The 23,781-nt window shown below is 59.0% G+C and carries 23 protein-coding genes and 1 tRNA gene; 15 read left to right on the top strand and 9 right to left on the bottom strand.

The genetic code is table 11. The features are described 5' to 3' along the window. Nucleotide 1: 1 nt before the first annotated feature. Nucleotides 2-352, bottom strand: a complete 351-nt coding sequence (locus JK213_RS02830; protein ID WP_194261807.1) for a DUF3147 family protein — start codon at nt 350-352, stop codon at nt 2-4. A 74-nt stretch (nt 353-426) separates the two neighbouring features. Then, a tRNA-Asp gene (locus JK213_RS02825) sits at nt 427-503 on the bottom strand. 201 nt (nt 504-704) lie between these two features. Between JK213_RS02825 and JK213_RS02820 the strand changes: the two genes are divergently transcribed. The 10 genes from JK213_RS02820 to JK213_RS02775 all read left to right on the top strand — a co-directional run bounded on the left by JK213_RS02820 (nt 705) and on the right by JK213_RS02775 (nt 8,955). Further along, a complete protein-coding gene (locus JK213_RS02820) occupies nt 705-1,634 on the top strand; it encodes a retroviral-like aspartic protease family protein (RefSeq protein ID WP_194261808.1) in 930 nt (309 codons plus the stop codon). Nucleotides 1,635-1,752: 118 nt separating this feature from the next. Then, nucleotides 1,753-3,225, top strand: coding sequence for a methyl-accepting chemotaxis protein (locus JK213_RS02815; RefSeq protein ID WP_194261809.1), 1,473 nt, complete (start codon nt 1,753-1,755; stop codon nt 3,223-3,225). Further along, nucleotides 3,225-3,494 carry an STAS domain-containing protein gene (locus tag JK213_RS02810; RefSeq protein ID WP_194261810.1) on the top strand — a complete coding sequence of 90 codons (270 nt, stop codon included), beginning with the start codon at nt 3,225-3,227 and terminating at the stop codon, nt 3,492-3,494. Before JK213_RS02815 ends, JK213_RS02810 begins: the two co-directional genes overlap by 1 nt. Beyond that, complete coding sequence (locus tag JK213_RS02805) at nt 3,491-3,850, top strand: response regulator (RefSeq protein WP_194261811.1); 360 nt, start codon at nt 3,491-3,493, stop codon at nt 3,848-3,850. Before JK213_RS02810 ends, JK213_RS02805 begins: the two co-directional genes overlap by 4 nt. Then, the gene (locus JK213_RS02800) at nt 3,847-5,895 is read left to right on the top strand and encodes a chemotaxis protein CheA (protein WP_194261812.1); all 2,049 of its coding nucleotides are present in this window, start codon (nt 3,847-3,849) and stop codon (nt 5,893-5,895) included. Before JK213_RS02805 ends, JK213_RS02800 begins: the two co-directional genes overlap by 4 nt. 2 nt (nt 5,896-5,897) lie before the next feature. Next, a complete protein-coding gene (locus JK213_RS02795; RefSeq protein WP_194261813.1) occupies nt 5,898-6,320 on the top strand; it encodes a chemotaxis protein CheW in 423 nt (140 codons plus the stop codon). Then, nucleotides 6,317-7,174 carry a protein-glutamate O-methyltransferase CheR gene (locus JK213_RS02790; protein ID WP_194261814.1) on the top strand — a complete coding sequence of 286 codons (858 nt, stop codon included), beginning with the start codon at nt 6,317-6,319 and terminating at the stop codon, nt 7,172-7,174. The genes JK213_RS02795 and JK213_RS02790 overlap by 4 nt, the downstream gene beginning before the upstream one ends. After that, entirely contained in the window at nt 7,171-8,232 is a 1,062-nt protein-coding gene (locus JK213_RS02785; RefSeq protein ID WP_194261815.1) for a chemotaxis response regulator protein-glutamate methylesterase, read from the top strand. Before JK213_RS02790 ends, JK213_RS02785 begins: the two co-directional genes overlap by 4 nt. After that, a complete protein-coding gene (locus JK213_RS02780) occupies nt 8,229-8,624 on the top strand; it encodes a response regulator (protein WP_194261816.1) in 396 nt (131 codons plus the stop codon). Before JK213_RS02785 ends, JK213_RS02780 begins: the two co-directional genes overlap by 4 nt. Before the next feature lie 19 nt (nt 8,625-8,643). Next, complete coding sequence (locus tag JK213_RS02775) at nt 8,644-8,955, top strand: hypothetical protein (RefSeq protein ID WP_194261817.1); 312 nt, start codon at nt 8,644-8,646, stop codon at nt 8,953-8,955. Nucleotides 8,956-8,959: 4 nt separating this feature from the next. Here the strand turns inward: JK213_RS02775 and JK213_RS02770 are convergent, their stop codons facing one another. Genes JK213_RS02770 through JK213_RS02760 form a run of 3 tightly spaced genes read right to left on the bottom strand, consistent with a single transcriptional unit; the run spans nt 8,960 to nt 12,074 of the window. Further along, on the bottom strand, nt 8,960-9,340 hold the full coding sequence (locus JK213_RS02770) for a hypothetical protein (protein WP_194261949.1): 381 nt from the start codon (nt 9,338-9,340) through the stop codon (nt 8,960-8,962). Between the two features lie 47 nt (nt 9,341-9,387). Then, on the bottom strand, nt 9,388-10,302 hold the full coding sequence (locus tag JK213_RS02765) for a 4-(cytidine 5'-diphospho)-2-C-methyl-D-erythritol kinase (RefSeq protein ID WP_194261818.1): 915 nt from the start codon (nt 10,300-10,302) through the stop codon (nt 9,388-9,390). Beyond that, nucleotides 10,299-12,074 carry a tetratricopeptide repeat protein gene (locus JK213_RS02760; protein WP_194261819.1) on the bottom strand — a complete coding sequence of 592 codons (1,776 nt, stop codon included), beginning with the start codon at nt 12,072-12,074 and terminating at the stop codon, nt 10,299-10,301. Before JK213_RS02760 ends, JK213_RS02765 begins: the two co-directional genes overlap by 4 nt. A gap of 99 nt (nt 12,075-12,173) precedes the next feature. Here JK213_RS02760 and JK213_RS02755 point away from each other — a divergent pair, with 99 nt between their 5' ends. After that, nucleotides 12,174-13,031 carry a uracil-DNA glycosylase gene (locus JK213_RS02755; protein WP_194261820.1) on the top strand — a complete coding sequence of 286 codons (858 nt, stop codon included), beginning with the start codon at nt 12,174-12,176 and terminating at the stop codon, nt 13,029-13,031. Nucleotides 13,032-13,213: 182 nt separating this feature from the next. After that, nucleotides 13,214-15,178, top strand: coding sequence for a transglycosylase SLT domain-containing protein (locus JK213_RS02750; protein WP_194261821.1), 1,965 nt, complete (start codon nt 13,214-13,216; stop codon nt 15,176-15,178). A 5-nt stretch (nt 15,179-15,183) separates the two neighbouring features. Here JK213_RS02750 and JK213_RS02745 read toward each other — a convergent pair whose 3' ends face one another. Further along, nucleotides 15,184-15,762, bottom strand: coding sequence for a YqaA family protein (locus JK213_RS02745; protein WP_194261822.1), 579 nt, complete (start codon nt 15,760-15,762; stop codon nt 15,184-15,186). Nucleotides 15,763-15,904: 142 nt separating this feature from the next. Here JK213_RS02745 and JK213_RS02740 point away from each other — a divergent pair, with 142 nt between their 5' ends. Continuing rightward, nucleotides 15,905-16,453 (top strand): cytochrome b, encoded by a 549-nt coding sequence (locus tag JK213_RS02740; protein ID WP_194261823.1) that lies wholly within the window; start codon nt 15,905-15,907, stop codon nt 16,451-16,453. A gap of 75 nt (nt 16,454-16,528) precedes the next feature. Here JK213_RS02740 and JK213_RS02735 read toward each other — a convergent pair whose 3' ends face one another. The 3 genes from JK213_RS02735 to ccmA form a co-directional block, all read right to left on the bottom strand. After that, a complete protein-coding gene (locus tag JK213_RS02735) occupies nt 16,529-19,849 on the bottom strand; it encodes a S41 family peptidase (protein ID WP_228125400.1) in 3,321 nt (1,106 codons plus the stop codon). A 103-nt stretch (nt 19,850-19,952) separates the two neighbouring features. Next, the gene (gene ccmB, locus JK213_RS02730; protein ID WP_062030368.1) at nt 19,953-20,618 is read right to left on the bottom strand and encodes a heme exporter protein CcmB; all 666 of its coding nucleotides are present in this window, start codon (nt 20,616-20,618) and stop codon (nt 19,953-19,955) included. Beyond that, on the bottom strand, nt 20,615-21,250 hold the full coding sequence (gene ccmA / locus JK213_RS02725) for a heme ABC exporter ATP-binding protein CcmA (RefSeq protein ID WP_194261824.1): 636 nt from the start codon (nt 21,248-21,250) through the stop codon (nt 20,615-20,617). The genes ccmB and ccmA overlap by 4 nt, the downstream gene beginning before the upstream one ends. Before the next feature lie 248 nt (nt 21,251-21,498). Between ccmA and JK213_RS02720 the strand changes: the two genes are divergently transcribed. Both JK213_RS02720 and JK213_RS02715 read left to right on the top strand, forming a co-directional pair. Continuing rightward, nucleotides 21,499-22,245, top strand: a complete 747-nt coding sequence (locus JK213_RS02720) for an amino acid ABC transporter ATP-binding protein (protein ID WP_062030364.1) — start codon at nt 21,499-21,501, stop codon at nt 22,243-22,245. Next, entirely contained in the window at nt 22,245-23,774 is a 1,530-nt protein-coding gene (locus tag JK213_RS02715; protein WP_194261825.1) for an ABC transporter substrate-binding protein/permease, read from the top strand. The genes JK213_RS02720 and JK213_RS02715 overlap by 1 nt, the downstream gene beginning before the upstream one ends. The last annotated feature ends 7 nt before the right edge of the window (nt 23,775-23,781 follow it).

The following is a 23,781-nucleotide window of genomic DNA, read 5'->3' as shown; positions in this document are numbered from 1 at the left end:
CTCAGCCGCCTGTACCGAAACGGGCGAGTGCCCATGTCGTGCAGAGATACAGAACGATCGTCAGCGCGCATCCTGCCAATAGGGCGAACCAGAACGGCAGCCCTGCCCGGAGCAGTCGCGGGATCAGCAGAAACATGGGCAGCGAGGGCAGCACATACCAGAATGTCGCTTCCGCATGACGGCTCATGACGATGCGGTCCGGCTTTTCCAGCCACAGCCAGATCATGCCCAGAACTGATACGAGCGGCAGGGACGCAATCAGCGCACCAAAGCCGGGATAGCGCCGCGCAATACTGGAGGCGGCGGCAATCAGGAGCCCTGAAATCAGGCATTTCAGAATGAAGAACAGCATAGTCTTCCCTAAAAACGGGCAGTGGCTTCTTCTGAGTTTTTTTTTGGAGAATGCGGCCAACTCCATAAGAGGAGTGGCGCGAGTGACGGGGCTCGAACCCGCGACCTCCGGCGTGACAGGCCGGCGCTCTAACCAACTGAGCTACACCCGCAGAGACACTTTTCAGTGTCTTGGGACCTTCCGTCTGGAAGCTGTTTGGCTTCCTCTTGGTCGGTGGCGGTGATGTATCAGCCTGCCTGTGGGGTGACAAGAGGGTTTTTTCAAAAAAAAGCCTTTCGGATCAAAAAACTGCCTTGCCTGGGAGGAAAGGGGTGTGTCCTGTGTAACGGAACGATACAGGCGGGAGAGCCTCATGAAGTTGGGACGACTGGCGGCACTGCTGTTTCTGGGGACGGTGCTGGCCGGGTGCGAGACGGGGCCGCACCAGTGCAAGCTGATCACGAGCGGGAACATGCCGGTGCTGAATGACTGGGGTAGCCCGATCGTGCGGGCCGCGATCAACGGGCACCCGGTTGCACTTATTGTCGATACGGGGGCGTTCGCCACGACGGTTGGACAGAGCTTTGTCGAACCTCTGGGTCTGAATGATATGGGGAGAACGGTTCTGATCCATGGTGTCGGAGGTCAGGACTATGGGCGTGTCGTGACGATCGACACGCTGGACATGGGGAGTTCCAAAGCCACCAACATCGCAGTTGCCGGTGCCGGAAAATTTGTCGGGAAGGTTGCTGGCCTTCCGGTCGTGGGGGTGTTCGGGCGTGATTTTCTTGGGCGCTACGATACGATTGTGGACATGCCTTCACACCGTGTCCGGCTGGTTGAGACGGAAGACTGTGATATCCCCACGCCGGGATGGGAGGGGCATATCCACGTCGTGCCGATCAGCCATATCTATAATGAAGGCCATAAAACCACGCTGGAAATACGTCTGAACGGCCATCCGGTTGATGCAACGCTGGATACGGGAGCCTCGACCACCCTGATCAGTCTGGACGCGGCCCGGGCAGCGGGTGTGACGCGTGCGATGCTGGAAAAAGATCCTGTTTCAACCGGATATGGGCTGACGCGAGATCCTGTGAAAAATTATCTCCATCATTTTGAGACACTTCAGGTGGGGGATATCGTTTTTCACGATGTCTCTCTGAAAGTGGGGGGAGGGTTGCCCGATACGGATGCGCTCCTCGGGGCGGATGTTCTGAAACATTACCGGATCTGGATCCCCCGTTACGGCAACCAGATGTTTGTTCAGCACGATGTCGATATTCCGGCCCCCTCTTACTGAGACTGTCTGGAGGCGCATTAACGGAGTTTCAATCAACTGTTCTCTAGGAAGGAGATTATCTGGCCGGCTGCCTGTGGCCGGCATGGTGTGATCTGTGTTTCTGGAGAGACAGCCTGGCATGTCCGACATACGCTCTGTTCCCGTACAAGGGAGTTTCCTGCTGCGTCGGCGGCTGCTTCTGATATTTGCCATTCCTGTAATCGTCGGAGTCTGTGGGGTGCTCTGGGGGATGAAGGTGAGCGGCCTCTCTGCTGCATCTGCCAGGGCGTTTCTTGTCCCTGAAATCGCGCTTCTTGGACTGTTTGTCGTTTCGGGAATTTTTGCGTTTGTTCAGGTCGCGGGACGCGGGGATGCTCTGACAGGGGCTGTCAGGCAGCTTGCCGCCCAAGGGACCCTGCCGAAAGATGCTCATGAAGCCAGTCTGGTCCGGTTACAGGTCATGCTGGGCGAGGCGCGCACCAATTCCGAGAGAAGTGAAATCCTGGCATCTCAGGCGCAGTCTGCGCTTGCCGCTGTTCGGATCGAAGCTGAAGACGCACGGCAGTCGGCCCAGCAGGAAGCTGCCGAACATGAGCGGGTGATTGAGATTGTTGGGAATGCCATGGCGAATCTGCGCGATGGTGAACTGGGATTTCGCCTCGAAGAGGCCTTGCCTCCCCGCTACGACCGACTGCGGCAGGATTTCAACGAAACGGCGTTGAGCCTTCAGAAAGTGATGGTTTCGCTGAACGACAGCATTTCGACGATTTCATCGGGGTCTGCTGAAATTGCATCCGCGGCAGACGATCTGGCCCGTCGTACGGAACTTCAGGTTGCGCGTCTTGAAGAAACGACGATTTCTGTCGGCAATGTCACGGAAACCGTCCGCAAGACGGCTGCTGCCTCGGTTCATGCGAGCGAAGTCGCCAGTCAGACGCGTGATCGTGCAGAAAGATCTGGAGAAGTGATGATGGCTGCTACGGCAGCCATGCAGGACATTCAGAAATCGTCCATCCATATCGCACAGATTCTCGGGCTGATTGACGATATTGCTTTTCAGACAAATCTGCTGGCGCTGAATGCCGGTGTCGAAGCTGCCCGAGCGGGGGACGCGGGTAAGGGATTTGCGGTTGTCGCGGCCGAGGTTCGTGCGCTGGCGCAGCGATCAGCGGATGCGGCCAAGGAAATCAAGGGGCTGATCACCTCCAGCACACAGCAGGTCAGTCGTGGCAGTTCTCTGGTCGAAGAGACGGGGGTCGCGATGAAATCCATCGTGGAGAACGTCAGTGAAATCAGTGTTCTGATCGGTGAAATTGCTACGGCTGCACGGAGCCAGGCGAATGACCTTTCGGAAATCAGCGTTGCGGTCAGCCAGATGGATCAAAATACTCAGCAGAATGCCGCAATGGTCGAAGAAGCCACGGCTGCCAGTCATAATCTGAGTGCGGAAGCCAAGGAACTTGTAGGAAGCCTCCAGCGGTTTCACTTGCAGGATTATGGTGATGACCCGTTTGGCTTGGCAAAAGAAGACTCCATTCTGTCACCTGCCACCACGCAGTGGGGAGAAAGTCCTTTTCAGACGTCTGATGAAGGTTGGGAGGAATTCCGGTAATGGACGCCCTCATTCTCCCTGAAATATTGGATACCAGATATGCGGTTCCGTTTTCAGAACTTCTGAAAAAACAGGAGGGCGCTTTTCTTCTGGATGGAGAGAGTGTGCAGCGTGTTGGGGGACTCTGCTTTCAATTGCTGGTCTCCGCATTTGCGACTGCGCAGACGCTGGGCACGTCTTTTGAAATCAGAAACGTCTCCGATGAAATGAAAGAAAATCTTACCCTGTTTGGCGGAGATTTTCTCCTCAAGGGGGAAGGCGCAGCATGAATATTCTGGTTGTCGATGATTCCAGAACCATGCGGGATCTGGTCAGTCGTGAGCTTCGCGGAGGCGGATACGACGTCGAAACGGCTGAAGACGGCGTGGATGCTCTGGAAAAGATCAAGGGATTTTCCCCTGCCGTTATCATAACGGATCTGAACATGCCGCGTATGAACGGTCTGGAACTGACGCAGGCCCTGCGTACTCGGGATGAAACAAAATTTGTTCCGATCATTTTTCTGACGACGGAATCTGGTGATGAGCTTCGGCGTGCTGCGCGCGAGGCCGGAGCGACAGGATGGATCGTCAAGCCATTTGACGGCCCTAAACTGCTTGCGGCAGTCAGGCGGGTCAGCGCATGAGTGCGACAGAGTTTACGGATGATATGGATGCCATCCGACAGATTTTCTTTGACGAGTGCGACGAACAGCTCGCTCTCCTTGAAGAAGAACTGACGACGCTGAGCGATGAGCGGGAAGACAAAGAAAAAATCAACACGATCTTTCGGTGCGTTCATTCCATCAAAGGGGGAGCAGCGGCCTTTGGGATGGAGGAGCTGGTAAAATTCTCCCATCTATTTGAGAGTGTGCTTGACCTGTTTCGGTCAGGAGACTTGTCCGTCACAACTGAGAGCATCGCGACGTTTTTAAAGTGTAAGGATGCTCTGTTCGATATCGTGACAGCTTTTAAAAATGAAGGGACGGCCTGTGAGGCTGCCTCCGATACTGTGGCTGAACTGGAGCGATATCTTGATTCAGGAGCGCCCGAACCGGAGCCGTCCCCCGAGGATGTCGAGATGGATGACATCTTTGGAATGGCGTTTGCGCCAGTCAAAATTGAAATCGAGGCACCGGTCGACCAGCGGTTTTCGATTTCCCTGAAAGTAACGACTGAGTTTTACGAACGCGGCGATGATGTCCGAAATATTCTGATCGCATTGAAGGAACTGGGGGCGCTTCAGGTTGAAGTGGATACTGACGCGGTTCCACTGATTGGCGATATTTCACCTGGACGGAGTTATCTGACGTGGAATCTCCTGCTGGAAACTCAGAAGTCGCGTGGTGACATCGAGGAAATTTTCGAATGGTCCGGAGACGATCTTCAAGCGACGGTTAGGCTCTTAGCCGACAATGTTACTGACGGCCCCGCATCTCTGCCTGTGGAGGTTGAAGAAAAAATAGACCTTCAGATCAAGAAGCCTGCTGAGCGCAAGGAATCCGCGACTGTCCGTGTCGACATCCAGCGGATCGACAAGCTCGTCGATCTGATTGGGGAGCTGGTGATCAATCAGGGTGCCATCCAATCACAGATGCGGCGTAACAAGGTTCACGGAGATTCTGTTCTGGGAAATGTCGTGACGGCGCAGGAGCAGCTTATTCACGAGCTTCAGGAAAACGTCATCACCATGCGGGCCTATCCGATCAAAACCGTTTTTCAGAAGCTGGGCCGGGTCGTCCGCGAGACGGCAAGGCTTACGGAAAAGCAGGTTCGGCTTGTGCTGGAGGGAGAAGACACTGAGGTGGATCGTTCCATTCTCGAAAAGCTGTCCGACCCTCTGACGCATATGGTCCGTAATGCGATTGATCATGGTATCGAAAGTCCCCAGGCCAGATCGCTGGCTGGCAAGGATCCGGAAGGGCTGCTCAGACTTCGGGCGTTTCAGCGCTCTGGGCGGATCATCGTCGAAATTCAGGATGATGGCGCTGGTCTGGATGCCGACAGGATTTACGAAAAAGCGGTTGAAAAAAAGATTATTGAAAGAGGTCAAAGACTGGATCGGGAGGAAATTTATTCCCTGATTTTTGAGCCCGGTTTCTCCACTGTCGCAGAAGTCACCGATGTTTCGGGACGCGGCGTGGGAATGGACGTGGTCAAGCAGAGTCTTCAGCAGATCAACGGGAGGATTTTTATTAGCTCTGCTAAAGGAAAGGGGACAACGTTTTCGATTTCACTGCCGTTTACGTTGTCAGTTATTGAAGGAATTATTTTCAAGGCCGAAGGCCAGGATTTTGTAATTCCGGTCAATAACGTCCTTGAGACAATTATCTTCGACGCGAAAAAAGCTTTTCATGTTGGAGAAGGGAAATACGGATATCCTTATCGGGACGGCTATTTATCCGTGATTTATGCCTCTGATATTATTGGAACGTCTTCTGATGGACTGAATCAGAAGATATGCTTTGTCATTGAGAATGAAAACGAAGAAAAACTTGCATTTATTGTTGATAAAATCATTGATCATTCAAGGTTTGTAGTAAAGAATCTTGAAGACAACTATAGAAAAATCGCCTGCTTTTCAACGGCGACCATTCTTGGGGATGGGAACGTGGCATTTATTCTGGACGTTGAATTTCTCTTTGGTGAGCTTCTGAAAAAACGGGAAGGTTCGTTGGAGGAAAGGGTATGATCATGGAAAAAGCTCTGGTCTTTTCCTTGGGGAGCCAGGAATTTTCTGTTCAGATTTCTGCCGTGAAGGAAATCAAGGAATGGGCGAAAGCGACGCCTTTTCCGGCAGCTCCGGCTTTTGTGGAGGGAGTGGTCAATGTCCGGGGTTCCGTGATCCCGCTTGTGAACATGGCCCAGATGATGGGGGTTTCTGATGATAACGATGAAAAAAAGGCTATTATTTTTCTGAAAGACGACAAGAAGATTATTGGTTTTTCGGTTTCGAATGTGACGGATATCTCGGATATTGACGAAGAAGACTTTCGACCCCTACCAGAGCTTTCCAGCGATAATCTCAAATACTATTCAAACGGCATTCTGTCCTTGGGAGGGCGTCTGGTTTTTTCTGTGAATGTGGCCTCGCTGTTTGAAGGAAGTTTGCAATGACAGTGATGGAGCTTCAGGACCAACAGGAGATATCGGACGAAAATTTCCGGATTATTGCAGGGATTGCCAAGACATCTGCTGGAATTTCTCTATCGGATAAGAAGAAAAGTCTTGTTTATTCGAGAATTTCACGCCGTGTCCGGCAGGAAGGGTTTGGCTCTTTTGATGAGTATTGTGATTTTCTGGTAAGTGGCGCCGGAGTTAATGAAAGAAATCATCTTGTTTCGGCGCTGACGACAAACGTTACCAGCTTTTATCGGGAAAAGCATCATTTTGCGTATCTTGAGCAGTTATTGCGCCAGAAATTATACTCGCGCATTGAACGTGGCGAGGAACTCAGGATCTGGTCGGCAGCCTGTTCGAGCGGCGAAGAAGCTTATTCCATCGCTATGACAGTCTTGAAGTGTCTGTCTGGCATTTCGGGACTGAAAGCAAAGATTCTGGCGACAGATATTGATGCCGACATCCTCAGTCAGGCCAAGCTGGGCAGTTATAATTCTGTGGAAGCGGAAGCCTTGTTTGAGGCCGGCGTGCTGTCGTTCTGTCGGCTCGAAAGCAATCGGGTCGTCATGTCTGAAAGAATTCGGGACATGATCCGGTTTCGCCGCCTCAATCTGGTGGAGCCATGGCCGTTTTCATCGCGGTTTCACGCCATTTTCTGTAGGAATGTCGCGATTTATTTCGACCGGGAAACTCAGGACAGGCTCTGGGGCAATCTCTCGGCGCGCATTTTTCCAGGTGGTGAGCTTTATCTGGGACATTCGGAACGTATTGCTCATCCTGAACGCTTTGGAATGGAAAGCATTGGGTATAATGCCTATCGCAAGGTTTCGACCGGAGAGATGTCTCCATGAGTGGTTCAAAGCCTTTGACGGTCGTGGTCGTCGACGACTCTTTGACAACGCGGGCGCTGATCGCGGCAGCTCTCAAACGTGATCTCCGCGTCAAGGTTGTTGGAACGGCTGGAACGCCTTTTGAGGCACGCGATCTGATCGTGCGGCTGAATCCTGATGTGCTGACGCTTGATTACGAAATGCCGTCCATGAATGGATTGCAGTTTCTCGAAAAGATCATGCGGTTGCGCCCGATGCCTGTAGTGATGGTGTCGGGTCGTCTCTCCAGTCATCAAGGGCTGGTGGAGCAGGCGCTCCGGATGGGGGCTGCCGAGTGGTATTCGAAAATGGCGCTCGGGAGCGGAGAGGAGCCCTTTGCCGGGTTGGGAGACGCGATTGTTCGAGCAGGCGCCACAAAAGGGCAACCTGCCGTATCGGTAGGGGGGAGTTTGGGAGCCAGAGTGATGGCTGCCACGAAAACCGGAACTGTCGTTGGCATCGGTGCCTCGACCGGTGGCGTGGAAGCTCTAACGGATGTGCTCGAGCATTTTCCGAAGGATTGCCCCGCGACAGTCATCGTACAGCATATGCCAAAACAGTTTTCCGAGAGCTTTGCGCGCCGTCTGGACAGGGTTGTGAAACCGGATGTCAGGCTGGCGGAAGAGGGCGATGTGCTGAAGCCGGGTGTTGTGTATGTCGCGCCCGGTGGGGGGCGTCATCTGCGTATCAGGGGTGGGGTGCGCCCCGGTGAGTATGTCTGCCAACTGGTAACGGCGCCCCCCGTTAACGGGCATCGGCCATCCGTGGACGAACTGTTTTATTCTCTTGCCGCCACAGTGGGGAAAAATGCTGTGGGCGTCATCCTGACCGGGATGGAGTGCGATGGCGCGCAGGGTCTGCTGGCCATGCGTCATGCCGGTGCCTGTACGATCGGTCAGGACCGGGCAAGTTCTGTCATCTATGGCATGCCACGCGCTGCTTTTGAACTGGGTGCGGTGGACACGCAGCTTCCGCTATCCGCCATTGGCCCCGCTATTCTCAATCTTTGTGAACGCCGTTCTCTGGAGACGTATCCATGATTTCCGCATCTTCCATGTCCGTGCTCCTTGTGGACGACCAGACCTCTATCCGTTCGATCCTGCGCAATACGCTTGCCCAGATCGGTTTTGTGCAGATTGCCGGCGTCCGCAACGGGGTAGAGGCTCTGGAGCATCTGAAGAGCAATTCGGTTCATCTTATCATTTCGGACTTCAACATGCCGGACATGGACGGGCTTGAGCTTTTGAAGGCCGTCAGGAGCAATGCGCGCACTGCGAAAACAGGTTTCATCATGTTGACCGGGCAGGCGAGCAAGGAACTGGTGCAGCAGGCGATCGCGGAGGGCGTGAACAATTTTCTGGCCAAGCCTTTTACGGCCAGCTCGCTTAAATCCCGCATCGAAGCTGTTTTCGGGCCGATCTGCGGTGCTTGAGGCTTCGAAGGGACTTCCGTTGCCTCAGGTCCTTGAAGGGCTTGGTGTACAGCTCGTCGTCAGTCTTCAGGAACTGCGCAGACTGGAGACCGTCTGTCTGAAGGCGCTTCTGGGAGAAAATCCTCTGGAGTTGCAGGATTTCGACAGGATCGCCCAGGTTCTGGATCAGGTGGCGAGCTGCTGTGCAGGGCTGAGCCGTGAGCCTGAGGTAGAGACTGTGCAGGTTCAGCGGTCAGTTGTGGATCGTTTGACGATGGGAGAGATCCGTCAGCGTCTGCTGGCGGAAGCCCCCCAACCGGCAGTAAGTTCCGGAGAGGTTGAACTCTTCTGAGAGATCAGCTTGGTGTGCTGGCATCCTGAGGGTTCGAGCGGATCATGGTGCGCTGTTTTTGCAGGCCGTGAATAATCTGTTCGACGTCCTGAGGGCCGAAGACAACACCAACCGGCCCATAGGCCGGATGCTGGAACGCCAGCATTGATCCTTCGGTCAGGGCATCGATCTGAAGGGCCCAGTTTGTGGTGTAGACCGGCGTAAAGCGCGCGCCTGCAATGGGGGCTGGCGGGCGTTTTTCGATCAGGGCGGCATGAGCCAGACCCAGGCTTGTGATCAGCTGGGACAACTGGGTCTCGTCTAGAGACAGGCTGCCTGAAACGCCGCTGCCTTCAAGAAAGGACAGGATGGCCGTCTTGCCGTCTTCGGAACGTGTGACCTGCATGCGTGGGGCTGTCATGATGTTCGGCTCCCTGCCCGGTTGTGATGTGATCAGGTTGAAGACCCAGTGTGATGGAAGCCTCCGGCCCATGTCCACCAATTCAGACGCGCGCTCTGTTCGTTCAGGATCCGTGCGGCATTCTTAGCGCTGTCGGGATTGGGGAAAATGCCGAAGCAGGTGGCGCCTGAACCGCTCATACGCGCGAGAAGACACTCGGGAAGGCTGCCGATGGACGCCAGAACAGTGCCGATGACCGGGCATTGTGACAGGGCCGGAGCCTGAAGGTCGTTGGTTGTGGCGTTCAGGTCGGCGACCATGGCTTCTGCGCTGTCCCAGCGGGTGGGCAGGAAGGCTTGAGGCCGCTCCGTAATGCCGCCGCCCGCGGCGAAGGCCCGGAAGACCTCGGGTGTCGAAACGCCGACGCCGGGATTGACAAGCAGGAGGCCCGCATCAGGCAGGACCGGGGCCGGTGCGAGGATTTCTCCAATCCCCTGCATCCGAGCCGGACGCTGCGCGATACAGACGGGAACGTCTGCGCCCAGTTTTTCGGCGATCGGAAAGAGTGTGGCCTGATCCGCGTTCCATTCGCGGGCCAGCAGGCGCAGCGTTCCTGCGGCGTCCGCAGAACCGCCGCCGATACCGGAAGAGACGGGCAGATTCTTTTCCAGCTTCAGACGAAAGGATTCGGTCAGGCCATTAAATGCTGTGCCGGCCTTGGCCTGAAGGGCGCGGGCGGCGCGTAGCACGAGGTTCTGATCGTCCGCTTCCAGCCCTTGGCCGAAGGGGCCGTCGATCGTCAGCGACATCGTATCGGCGGGGCCTTCAAGCGTGATGCGGTCTGCGGCGCCTGCGAAAACCGCGAGGCTGTCGAGCAGGTGGTATCCGTCGTCGCGTCGGCCGGTGATGTGCAGGAACAGGTTGATTTTGGCGTGTGCTGTGGCTTGGGGGGCGTCTGGGAAGGTCATGGTTTCTGTTCGAAAGCTGCGAGATGGGGGCCGCCGTTCTGGAGCGCCTGTAGCAGAAGGGCTCGGTCCTGCGGCTGGGGATTGTCGTCGAGGGACTGGTTCCACTGGTCCTGTGCCTCGGTGTGCCGTCCGAGATACCAGTAGGCGACGCCGAGATGGTAGCCGATTTCGGCATCGCCGGGCGCGTGTTCTGCGGCCTGTACCAGTATGGGAAGCGCGGTTTTGAGGTCTGCGCGGTATTTGAGAAGGGCCCAGGCGTAGCTGTCCTGAATGGAGGCATCCGCAGGCTGGAGGTCGACAGCTTTTTTCAGCATGGCGAGGGACTGCGCCTGATCGGTATCATGCTCGATATTGGCATAGCCGACGAAGTTCAGGACTTCGGGCTGGTCCGGAGCGAGTTCCAGCGCATGTTTCATGTCGTCCTGCACCATCGGCCAGTTGCCGCTTTCCTGAGCGGCCATCGCGCGGCCCAGCAGGATGGGCCAGAGGATTTCTTTGCGGGGTGGGGAGGCCTTGAGCGCGCGGGTATAAAGGGCGATGGCGTCTGTATGATGGCCGCGCTGGTCTTCGACTTCGGCAAGCTGGATCAGGAATTCCGGATTCTCGGGACGTAGGACGAGAGCGCGGTGCAGGGCATCGGCTTCCTGTGCGAGGTCTCCTGAGCGCAGGGCAAGGTTGATCCGTTCCTGTGCGGCCAGGGCAGCAAGGGGATCGGACGGCGAAATACTGTTTAGTTCGGCCAGACCGCTGGCGATCTGGTTGGCTTCGCGGAAAGTATCGGCCAGAAAGATGCGCGCGAGTGTCAGGCCGGGATCGAGGAAAATGGCCTGTTGCAGGGCGATGATGGCTGGATCGCGTGGAATGCCGTCCTGTTGGATGGCGTCCGTAATCATGAGGGCCATCTGAAGATTGAGAACGGCCCCGCCGAGTGCCGGCGTTGGTTTTTTAAGGTTTTGAAGATCCTGCTGGAGCGGGCCGATGACGAGTGCAGCCAGCGGAGAGGTTACGCCCAGCGCGGCGACGGCGTCGCTGGCCTCCTTGTGGTGGCCATGTCGTTCGAGCCAGCCGCTATAGAGCTGCGCATAGAGGATCTGGAGCGTCAGTGGATCTCCGGACGCGTTTCCTGTGCGGTGATAGAGCTGTCCGGCGAGTAGGGGAGTGGGCAGGTGTTCCGCCACCATGGCCGCATGCAGCAGATAGAGCCTGCGGGTCGTAGGCTGCCCTGCGGCTTCCGCCAGCAGGTTCAGGGCTTTGTCGGGGTGGCCCTCGGCGGCGAGGCTCCAGCCCATGAGAACGGGTGCTGCGATTGTGACGAGCGGACCGTGATGGGGACTTCGGGTGAGGATGCGGCGCATCGCGGCCCAGTCTTGCCGGGCGAAGGCGTCCTGCGCGAGAATGAGGGTGCCGATATCGCTGCCACCGCCCTGATCGGGCAGGGCGATGGCGAGTTTGACGGCTTCGGTCTGACGACCGGCCATGGCGGCATAACGCAGGGCGTCGTGTTGTAGCTGAAGGTTATGCGGTGCGAGCGGCAGGGCATGGGAGAGGGCCAGATTGGCGGCGGGAACGTCTCCGCGTTCCATCATGACCGTTGCCGCCAGCATCCAGCCGGTCAGGGAATTTTCCGGATTGACGGTGGGCTTTATGGTGGGAGGCAGGGCGGCCAGCGCGCTCCCTGTCAGGCCGCTGCCCAGCGCGAGAGCGGGAAGCACCAGACGGAGCGGGCGGGAAAATTCCTCGAATGATCTGGGCCAGCCGCGTGTGATCTGCATAATGGAAGAAACTCTAGCCCTCTTGAGGCTCCACGCCAACCGGCATCCCTTTGGGGTCTGTGTGGCGACGGAGTGAGAGGCCATCAGGACGGATCAACCATGACGCCCCCAGTCAGTGATGTGTCGGCAGTTCTGAGCCGGGCCGATCTGCTGGCCGCGCTTCAACTCCAGTATGACTGGGGTGTGGACGAGGCCCTGTGTGAAATGCCGGTGGACCGTCTGTCCGAGGCGACGCCGCAACTGCCGCCGCGTGTCGGGACGGAGCGGCAGGATTTTGCGCAACATTTGCCTGCGGCTCTTTCGGGAGGCGACGGAGCGCGCCGGATGCCTGCGAAGGCGGCTGGCGTGTCGGCGAGCGGGCTGTCCGGGCGGGCGGTGGAAGAAGCGCCCGATCTGCCGACACTGATGCGCCTGACCGAAGCGCCGGGCGATCTGTTTCTGGCCCGAACCGCCACACATCGGCTGGAGCCGGTTTTCGTCGAGGGGGCGCCGTTCATGCTGATCGGCGAGGCGCCCGATGCGGATGAAGACCGTTCCGGCACGTTGTTTGCGGGCGAGGGCGGGGCATTGCTGGAGAAAATGCTGCGGTCTGCGGGACTGGAGCGCGGGGGGATTTCGATGGCGCCCGCCTTGCCGTGGCGGCCGCCCGGCGGGCGAACACCGAGTGATGCGGAGATGCAGGCCTGTCTTCCGCTCTTGTTGCGGACTATTGCCCTGTGTCGGCCGGGGTTTCTGGTGACGATGGGGGTGACGCCGCTCAAGATGCTGGTGGGTCCGGATGCTGCTGTCGGGCGAATGCGGGGGCGGTGGACGGACGTATCGGTTCCGGGGCTTGCGACTCCGGTGCCACTTCTGCCGATGCGGCACCCTCTGCAACTGCGGGCAAGCGCGGCTGCGCGGCGGAATGCCTGGCAGGATCTGCTGATTCTGATGGAGAAACTCTCTCCAGAAGAATGAGGACTAATTGGGTACAAATACTACCGTTAAAAAACTTCGGAAAAACGTAAAAAAACGCGCGATGACAGGTGTTTGCCACTGGATTGTTTTGGGGTTGGGTTATATCATTGCCCAGTCCAAGGATGTGTAGAACTTAACAAGTTCTTGCCAAGGCCCTGCAAAGCGGGTAGCAACCCGCTGCTATGCGAAGGACACCCCCTTTCATTTCAGGCAGTAGCGCTCGAGCTTTGCTCGTCAGCGTACTGATTCTGGCCGGTGGCTCACTGTCTCCGGCGCGTGCGGACAGCACACGCAATCTCAGCCCCCAGCCGGAACCGGCCGGGGACGAGACTGCGTTTGCCGAAGCCCGGCCGTCTCTGGGTGGGGATGGCGTTGTTTCGCTGCCCCATCCGCTGACGGCGGCCATGGCCAACCGCTATCGGCTGATCTTTCAGGCGCAGCGCGAAGGCAATTCCCGTATTGTTCAGGAACAGATGCGTCTGCTGACGGATCATGTCCTGCTGCCGGATGTGCTGGCTGAGCGTTATCTTGCGCCGGGCGCGCATCCTGCGGCCGAACAGCTTCGGGAATGGCTGCATGACTATGCGTCCCAGCCCGATGCATCGACCATTCAGGCTCTTCTGCTGAAAATTGCACTTCCGGGAACGGTTCAGATGCAGTCTTTCGTTCGTCCGCTTGCTGCTGATGCGCGGGCTGACGATATGAAGGGCGCGGTCGCTCCTGTTGATCCGCTGATGCATGCATTTGCTCGTAATCCGCTGCTGGACCGGACGGTTCAGGAACGGGTTCTGACGGGTGTGCGGGGGGCGGAAAGTGCGTTGCATCTCGTGGACATTACGCCGGGGATGAGCGCCCCTTACGCGGCGCAGCTTTACGGCGAGATTGCACTTGGTCTACTGTCGCAGGGGGAAACCCTTGCGGCGTTGCGGAATGCAAGTGCTGGATTTGGTCGTGGGGACCATCAGGTTGGGCTGCCCGCTTATGTTGCCGGGCTTGCTGCCTGGCGTGAAGGGCATGTCGAGGCGGCCTATGAGCTGTTCCAGTCTGCGGCCAATGCGCCTGTGACGGCGCTGGAAATCCGTGCGGCTGCCGCGTTCTGGGCAGCGCGGGCCGAGGGACGGCGCCATGACATGGCCGGCTATGTGAAGTGGCTGCATCGCGCCGCCACGCATCACGAAACCTTTTACGGCATGCTGGCTTCCCAGACGTTGGAACTTGGGCGTCATGGCCATGCGCGTCTGCCCGGTGGGCGGATCGAGGTCACGCTGCATGATCCGGTGCCTGTACTTGCGGAAATTGATGTCGAGGCTGTGGGCGCCCTTCCGCAGGGGCGTCAGCTTTTTGCGCTGCTTCAGATCGGCGAACGGATGCGGGCCGAAAACCTGATCCGGCGTATGTGGGTGGATGTCGCTTCCGACAGCGCGCGGTCGCGGTCGCTTCAGCTGGTTGCTCAGGCGGCGGGTTATGAGGATCTGTCCGAGCAGCTTGCCTCTCTGGTCATGCATCGGGAAGCTGAGGTGACGCCACCGACGCCGCTGCCTCTGCCCGCCCTGAAGCCCAGCCATGGTTTTCGGATGAATCCGGCGCTGGTCTATGCGCTGACGCGGGTGGAATCCAACTTCGATCCGTCGGCGACGTCAGGGGCCGGTGCGCATGGTCTGATGCAGATCCGCCCGGTGACGGCGAGCTTCGTCACCACGTCGCACATGACGTATGATTCGCATGGCGTGGCGGTGATTCCGGTGGCTCCCGATATGGTCAGCCGTCTGCACAATCCGTCTTCCAATCTGGAGATCGGACAGCTTTATGTGCTGTATCTCGCGAACCAGTCGAGCCGTGTTGCGACGGTGACGCCGCCTGAAGGGGGCGATCTGGTTCGGGTTCTGGCGTCCTATAACGCCGGGCCGGGAGCGATTGCGCGCTGGGAAGGTGCGCAGAAGGCGGACATGCATGACCCGCTGTTTTTCATGGAAACGCTGCCGAATAACGAGACGCGCGATTATGTCCATCGCGCCCTGACCTATACGTGGCTGTATGCGCACCGTATGGGGCTGCCGTCTCCGTCTCTGAAGGCATTGACGCGTTCGGAATGGCCGTCTTTTGGTGAAGAGCAGGCCATGGCGCATGAGCGCATGGCCCTGAACTAAGGTCCTTAAAGAAATTCGATCAGGGCGATGCCGCCTGCGATCAGGATCAGGGCGCCGAACAGAACGAGTGCCAGACGTTTTTCGATGAAATCGCGGATGGGTTCTCCGAACGCGCGGAGCAGGGCGGCTTCGAGAAAGAAGCGTGCGCCCCGCGTGACGATACTCGCGGCAATGAATGGAAGCAGCGGGAAATGCGCCGCTCCTGCCGCCAGCGTGACGAATTTGTAGGGCAGCGGGGTCAGGCCCTTGGCGAGGATGATCCAGACGCCATAGCGGCGGAACAGGGCTTCCAGATTCAGGATGCGCTGGTCGGCATGATAGAAATGCGCGATCGGCATCCCGATATGTTTCATCAGAAACGCCCCCAGCAGCCAGCCGATCAGCCCACCCACGACGCTGGCGGTCGTACAGACAAATGCCAGAAACCACGCCCGTTCACGGTTGGCGAGCAGCATGGGGACAAGCATCAGGTCCACGGGTAATGGAAATACGGAAGATTCCGCCACGGCGACAACAATCAGCCACCAGACGGCACGCGGCGAGGCGGCCAGTTCGGTGATGCGGGTGTAGAGCAGTGTCAGCATAGCGGCCTGATGTTCCTGTGAATGTGCGTACTGTCCTACCCGGCCTGCGGGAGCTTGCAAATCCGTAACTCTGTGCAACATGTGTTTCGGCAAACGAACGGCTATAGGACGTGGAACCGTTCTTCCGGAGTAGTGCCGTTTCATGGACAACACCCCAGCGCCGTTTCAGCGTTATTCCCTTGTCGCCAGACTGTTCCACTGGAGCATGGCGGCCATCATTATTCCGCTGTGGCTGCTGGGGTTTTATGTGGGACGGATCATGCCGCATGCGGCAACCCCGCAGAAGGCGCTTCTGCTGCTGATCCACAAGGAAATCGGGCCGTTCATCATTATCATGACGGTTTTGCGGCTTGTCTGGCGGGCAACACACCGGCCGCCCACGATGTCATCGGATATTCCGGAAGAGGAGCGTCTGGCGGTGCAGGTCGGGCATTTTGCGCTTTACGCGATGATGCTGGTGGTGCCGCTGACGGGATGGGTTCGGAGTTCGGTGCATGGGCTGCCGATCCCGATGATGTGGGTCGTCGATCTGCCGCCATTGGCCCACAAGGCGCCTGTGTTTGTGCCGCTGGTGAATGTGTTGCACCAGTTTTCGTCATGGATTCTGGGGGTATTGATTGCCGGGCATGGCATTGCGGCTCTGCTGCATCGTTATGGTCGCAGGGATACGGTTATGGACCGGATGCTCTGAAGACCGGCATGTCATGAAAAAGCCCCTGTCCGAGTGCTCGGACAGGGGCTTTTTTTTGTGGAGAGACGCTCCGGTTTATTTCGGGGCAGCAGGCTGCTGGGGCGGGAAGGGAGCGGGTTTCAGGGTTGGGCGCGGATGGTCGGCCATATCTTTGCGCAGCCATGTGAGGGCGGCGTCGAGCTGCTGGTCCTGTCCATTGAAGGTGGCAACCGGCATGTTCTCGACTTCAATGTCCGGAGAGACGCCCTTGTTCTCGACCAGCCATTGTCCGTTCAGGTCGAAATAAGGATTTTCGGCTGTACGGGCATTGCCGTTGTCGATCAGGCGGTCTCCGTCCGAGAGCCAGACGCCCGCGCCTGCGGTCCGCTCACCCAGCAGTGGGGCGATATGCAGGGACTTGATGCCCTGCGAGAAGGTCTCGCCGTCCGAGTAGGTCATCTCGTCGGACAGGACGATCAGGCGGCCTTGGAAGGACTGCTGCATGTCTACCGACGGCGCGTTGCCGTAGCGGCCCCAGAACATCCACGGACGACGCATGAGTTGTGTGAGAACCCAGCTGTCGATATTGCCGCCCGTGTTGCCGCGGACGTCCACGATCAGGCCGTCCTTGTCGATATTGGCGTAGAACTCGCGGGCAAATGCTTCCATATCGTCGCCGACCATGGATTGCAGATGCAGATATCCGATACGGCCGTGGCTGGCGCGGTCGACGATCTCCGCTCGGCTGACTTCCCAGTCGCGTGCGCGCAGGTCACGCTCCTTCATATAAGACACGGGCGTTACGATGATCTTATGGTCTTTCCCGCCGCGCGCGAGCGTCAGGAGAACCTGCTTTCCGGCCTGATCGGCAAGCAACGAGCCGAGATCGGGCTGGCCTGCGGTCGGCTGGCCGTTGATTGCGGTGATGAGATCGCCGTTCCGGGCGTCCACACCGGGCGCGGCCAGCGGGGACTGCTGGTCGGGAAGGTCGCGGTCGCCCTGATAGATGTGGTCTATCCGGAAGCCTTTGTCCTCATGCGTCAGATGCGCGCCGAGGCCTGCAATGAGGCTGGAAGCGGGCTGGTCGAATGTCGTGGGCGCGTGGAGCTGCGAGTGCATGGCGCCGATTTCCGCAACCATCTGGCCGAGCAGATCATCGAGATCCGCACGGTCTCCGAGACGGTCCACGAATGGGGCGAAATGGGCGCGTACGGCTTTCCAGTCCACGCCGTGCAGGTCGCGGTCATAGTAATGGTCGCGGTGCAGGCGCCAGGCGTCCACGAACTCGTCCGACCATTCCTGTCCGGGGTCGATCCGCAGACGCAGATGGTCGAGGTCGATCTTCTTGCCGTCCAGTTCCTTGGGCTGCTTCTCGCCAGCGGGCGTCAGGAGCAGTTCCGGCGCGTTTTTGCCGCGACGGCTGAGGGTCAGAAGGGTTTTGCCGTCCGGGGTGATGTCGAAGCCCGAGATCTTTGTCGCGTAGGTTTCGATCTTGTGTTCGTTATTGTCGATGTGGATCGACTTCAGATCGCCCGGACCATCGCCTGAGCCGGAATTGTCGATCGTGAAGAGATAGTCGTCAGAAACGCCGAGGCCTTCATAGTCTCCGGCCGGAACCGGGGCCTGATAGAGACGTGTGGCGATCCCGGCCCATTCGATGGCGGGAAGGGATTTTTTCTTGTCGCCGTCTTTCTTCTTGTCGTCCTTTTTATCGGCGTCGGGCTTCTTATCCGTCGGGTCCAGCTCGGTTGCGGGCTGGAACGGGAAGCGTTCGCCGGACTGGAGGGCGAGGGCATAAATGCCGGTGCGCTTGGGGAAGGCTGGTCCGATATTACGGTCTCCCCAAGGCGAGCCGTTGGCGAGCGAGAACGTGCGGTCTGACAGGAACCACAGCCATTTTCCGTCTGGGGAGAAGCTGGGCGTATAGGATTCGTAGCGCCCGTCCGTCACCCAGTTCGACTGGCCCGTTGCGGGGACGTAAAGGGCGATCTGGCGACGCAGGTTCGTACCGCGTGTGCGGACATAGGCCAGAACATGTCCATCCGGGGACCACGAGACGGAATCAAAGACGTTGGTGCCGTCCAGCGTGGCGTTATCGACCAGCTTGTCGGCCTTGGTGGACAGGTCCGTCAGCCAGAGGCGGCCCAGAAGGTCGGTATGGGCGGCGTATTTGCCATCCGGGGAAAGAGATAGTGCGACGGGTTCGGTGGAGGACGGCTGGGTGATGGCCTCGCCCTTGCCGCTGCCATCGGCTGCAAAGCGCCACAGGGCGGAATCGCCGCCCGCATCGCTGAAGGCAATGACGGATTTGCCGTCTGGCGTGATCTGCGCGAGACGCAGGCGGACGTTATCGGGGGTGGCGAGAACGACGACGCGGCGGGGCGAGGCCCCGGCGACCACGACATGACCGCGCATGGTGAAGGCGGCGGCATCGCCCTTGGGGGAAATGGTCGAGGACGTCAGGAAGCGCGTCGGCTTTTCCAGCCAGTACGGGCTGCGGGGCAGGTTGTCGGAGGTCAGGTCCACCTTGACCGGCGTGGTCTCACCGCTGGCCAGATTGAAATCGAACAGGTCCGCGCCTTTGCGGAAGACGATATGATCGCCGGAAATGGCGGCTTCGAGAACGCTGTAATCCGTGAAATGGGTGAGCTGTTTCGCGTCAGAGCCGTCGGTGGCGAGGCTCCACAGATTGTAGCGGCCGTTCTCGTCGGAAATGACGATCAGGCGGTCGCGCCAGGGCATCGGGCGGATCAGGTTGGCGTCACGCGTGCCGATGCGCTCGGCTTCCTTGCCATTCTGAAGATCGAAGCGCCAGAGCTGGGACAGCGCGCCGCCGCGATAGGCGCGCATGTGATCGCCGGTCGTGGCGAGGCCGAAGCGGACGGCGTAAAGCCAGCGCCCGTCCGGGCTGAGCGCGGCATCGTTCGCGCCGGAAAGCGGGAAGACGCGCGTTGCGCCGGTTTTCGGATCAATGGCCGAGACGGTCTGGCTGTAATAGGGGCCGGTTGCGGCGGGGCTGGCATAGAGCACCCCGGCATGGGCGTCCCAGCCGATGATCTTCAGACGCGCGACGTTCTCGAAGGTCAGGCGGCGCGGCGTGCCGCCGCTGCGGGGCATGATGTAGATTTCGGTCGGGCCGTCGAAATTGGCGGCGAAGGCGATCTGGGTACCGTCTGGAGAAATGACAGGATGCGGGTCGATGGCATTCGCGCCCTGCGGTACGGTCGTCAGGCGCTGGGCCTGCCCGCCTGCAAGAGGAACGCTCCAGACGGATTGTTCGGCGTTGAACAGGACGGTCTGGCCGGAAATCGAGGGTTCACGCAGATAGCCCGGCTCGGCCTGAGCAACGCCGAGCCCCAGCCCCATCAGGGCGGCGCAGGACAGGAGGGAGTTTCTGAGCGAGGGGCGTAGGGACATGGCGATGATCTCGATATGAAACGAATATGGTCCAGTCGTTTCATAAAGGTGTCATCGCGTCAAAGGCCCCCGGATGACATCCTGTTAAGATATAACACTTCTCTCAGCCCACGGCGGCCTTGAGGCCCTGTCCAGCGGCGAGGGGGCAGAGCGGCAGGCAGGCGAAAAGACATGCTCCCAGCAGATCGAGGCTGGCGGCAGGGGATGTGGCGAGCTGTCCGGCATAGGATGAGGCTGCGCCGAAGATCAGGACGGGCGTTGCCAACGGCAGAACGAGCAGCGGGAGCAGAACGCCACCACGCCGAGCGCCAAGCACGATCGAGGCTGCCATGCCGCCGAGAAGTGAGAGGGACATCGTGCCCATCGCAAGGCCGGCCAGCAGGAGCGGGAGTTCGGAGCCTTTGACGCCGAGCATGATGCCAAGCGGGATGCTGGCAATCAGAAGCGGCAGGCCCGTCGTCAGCCAGTGCGCAGCCATTTTGGCGAAGGCCACGGCGGCGGGAGCTGGGCCGGTCAGCATCAGCAGATCGAGGGAGCCGTCTTCGAGTTCGGCTCCGAACAGACGGTCCAGTGGCAGGAGGCAGGCCAGCAGCGCGCAGACCCAGATAATGCCCGGCCCCATATGTCGCAGAAGGTCGGGTGAAGGACCAAGGGCGAGCGGGAACAGGCTGCCGCATAATATAAAGAACAGTAGAGAGGCCAGCGTGTCGGCGCCGAAGCGGAAAGCCAGACGAAGGTCACGGTCGATCAGGGCGAGAAAAGCGGTCATGACAGCCAGAAGGAGTCCACATGCGCGAGCGAAGGCAGCTCGTGCGAGCGGGTATTGTCGAGAGGAAGGGGCACATGCGTCGTGACGATCATCGCACCGCCTCTGGCGCGATGGGCGGCCATGACGGCGCCGAGGCGTTCGATACTGGCGACGTCCAGTCCGACCGTTGGTTCGTCGAGCAGCCAGAGCGGGGCGCCGGACAGCACGACGCGGGCAAAGGCCGCGCGGCGCTTCTGCCCCGAGGACAGAAGCCGGGCCGGAAGATCGGTCAGATGGGTAAGATCAAGAGCGTCAAGCGCGTCGGGCAGGCTGGTTGTCCCGAGTTTTTCTGCCAGAGCAAGGTTCTGCGCCAGCGTCAGGCCCGGCTTGAGGGCATCCTGATGACCAAGCCAGGCAAGGGCGCCATACCGGATAACCTCGCCTGAATCGGGACGGCGCAGGCCGGAGATCGTGCGCAGGAGGGTTGATTTCCCGGCCCCGTTTGGACCCGTGAGGATCATGGCGTCCCCGGCGTCCAGCGTCAGGGACACCCCGTCAAGCACCAGCCGGTCTCCACGGAACACCGTGACGTCCTCGACATCGAGCAGGCGTCCGGGTGTGGGAGGTGGCGGAAAATCAGACGGGGTGGTCATTGAAAAGTCTCATGCGCGGGGTTCGGTTCTGTCCCGGTGTGTGTCTTTCTGTTTTAGAGACCCTGCGGGCGTGCTTCGCAAGGGCTGGTGTGGCGCCAGTGCGTGGGGAGGGCGGAATGTGATGATCGTATGAATTGTGCCGCGCGCTGCATTAAGGTCTCGATACCCGTGCTCAGGTCCGTTATGAGGGCTGCACGGTCGTGTGATCGTGCGTCTTTTTTCAAGGGTTTCCGGAACTGGCTGATCTGGTGCTGCAGGCGAGTGGTATCGCCAAATCTTTTGGTGGGAACGAGGTTCTGAAGGGCCTGTCGCTCGATGTGGAGCGCGGCGAACTGATCTCGATGATCGGGCCTTCGGGATGTGGTAAGTCCACGTTCCTGCGCTGCCTCAACTTTCTGGAACATCCGGATGCGGGTTCTGTCCGCATCGAGGATGTGACGGTTGCATGTACGGGCAAGCACTGGAGCCGCGCCAACGAGGCCGAGGCCCATAAGCTGCGCGCGCATGTCGGCATGGTGTTTCAGGCCTTCAACCTGTTTCCCCATCGCACGGTGCTTGATAACGTCATGATGGCGCCGATCCAGGTCAAGAAGATGTCCCGGGACGAGGCGCAGTCCATTGCGTGCGAACTGCTGGAAAAGGTCGGTCTTGCCGCGACCAAGGACCGCTATCCGGACAGTCTTTCGGGAGGCCAGAAACAGCGCGCGGCCATTGCGCGCGCGCTCGCGATGAAGCCCTCCGTCATGCTGTATGACGAGCCGACTTCCGCGCTGGACCCCGAGCTTTCCGAGGAAGTCCTGTCCGTAATGCGGGCGCTGGATGATGATGGCATGACGCAGCTTGTGGTGACGCATGACATGCGTTTTGCGCGTGCGGCTTCGGACCGTGTTCTGTTTGTCGAAGGCGGTGAAATCGTCGAGAGCGGTGATCCGGACCTGATGTTTGCCAACCCCAGAGAGGGACGCACACGCCAGTTCCTGCGGACGCTGCTGTGATGAAGAAAATTCTTGCGCTTGTGCTGGCTCTTGCGGTCAGCCCCGTTTCTGTCGCGCTGGCCGACGCGCCTGCTGCCGCGTCGCAGGATCTGCTCTGGGCGTCGGATGGTGAGGCGAATGTGCCTTACGTTTTCCATGATCCGGCCCATGAATCGCGAATGACCGGCTTTGAATATGAGCTGGCTGACGCGATTGCCGAGCGTCTGCACCGCAAGGCGAAGTTTGTTCAGAACGACTGGGACGGTCTGATCCCCGGTCTGTCGCGCGGGCTTTATGGAATGGTGCTGGACGGCATCGAAATGACGCCCGAGCACAAGGCGGCCGTCCTGTTTTCGCGTCCGTATTATGTGACGAGCGAGCGGATCATCGTCCGGCATGATCAGACCGGGCTGGACACGATGGAAGCCCTTAAGGGCCATACCGTCGGGACGATCAAGGACACGACGGCGGAACGGATGCTGCGTCGGCAGGGTGGTTCGAACGTCCGGTCCTATGAAGAAGAGACGAATGCATTCTCGGATCTGCGGAACGGGCGGCTGGATGCGATCCTGCTCGATGCGCCGATTGCGCTGTATTATGGCAGTATCTCGCCGGATATGAAGCTCGTGGGCGAGCCGATCGGCAGCATGGAATACGGGATTGCGTTCTCGCCCGAAAACCGGGAACTGCGTGATCAGGTGGATGCGGCGCTCGGCGAGATCATCAAGGACGGAACGCTGCATCGCATTCTGGCGCGCTGGAACCTGTGGACGCCGCTGATGGCGAACTACACGGGCGACAACAGCCAGCCTGATATCGCACCGACGGAGTGGAACCGTTATCAGGAGGCTATGGCGAACACGACCGGCAGCGGCTGGCGTGTTCTGATGCGGCGTTATGTCAGTTTCCTGCCGCTGATCGGGCAGGCGGCGCTGATGACGCTGGCGGTTTCGGCGCTGGCCATGGTTCTGGCTGTGGCGCTCGGCCTTCTGCTCGCGCTGGCGCGGCATTATGGCGCGGCTCCGTTACGGTTTGTGGCGGGCATTTATGTCGAGGTCGTGCGCGGGACGCCGCTTCTGATTCAGGTACTATTCATTTTCTATGGGCTGCCCGCCTTCGGAATCCGGCTGTCGCCTTTCGTGGCCGGTGTGATTTCGCTGGGTCTGAATTATGCGGCCTACGAAGCGGAAAACTATCGCGCCGGGCTTTTGTCCGTGCCGCGCGGGCAGATGGAAGCTGCGATTGCGCTGAACATGACCCACTGGCAGGCGCTGCGGCTTGTGATCGTGCCGCAGGCGTTCCGGACGGTTGTGCCGGTCATGACCAACGATTTCATTTCGCTGCTCAAGGACAGTTCACTCGTCTCCGTTATTACGCTGACGGAGCTGAGCCAGACCTATGTGCGGCTGTCCTCGACTTATTACGATTATTTTGGAACGGGGATCATGGTCGGCATGGCATATCTGCTGCTCGGACTGCCGTTCGTGCGGCTGGCGCGCATGGCGGAACGGCGGCTGGGTCGCGGCTTCTCGGGAGCCGGGCACCACTAAAATCGGG

Source organism: Gluconobacter sp. Dm-44 (assembly GCF_018256175.1).
In the GTDB taxonomy this organism is placed as follows: Bacteria; Pseudomonadota; Alphaproteobacteria; order Acetobacterales; family Acetobacteraceae; genus Gluconobacter; species Gluconobacter cadivus.
The sequence above is the reverse complement of the archived record's forward strand: the minus strand, read 5'-3'. Positions and strand labels throughout refer to the sequence as shown.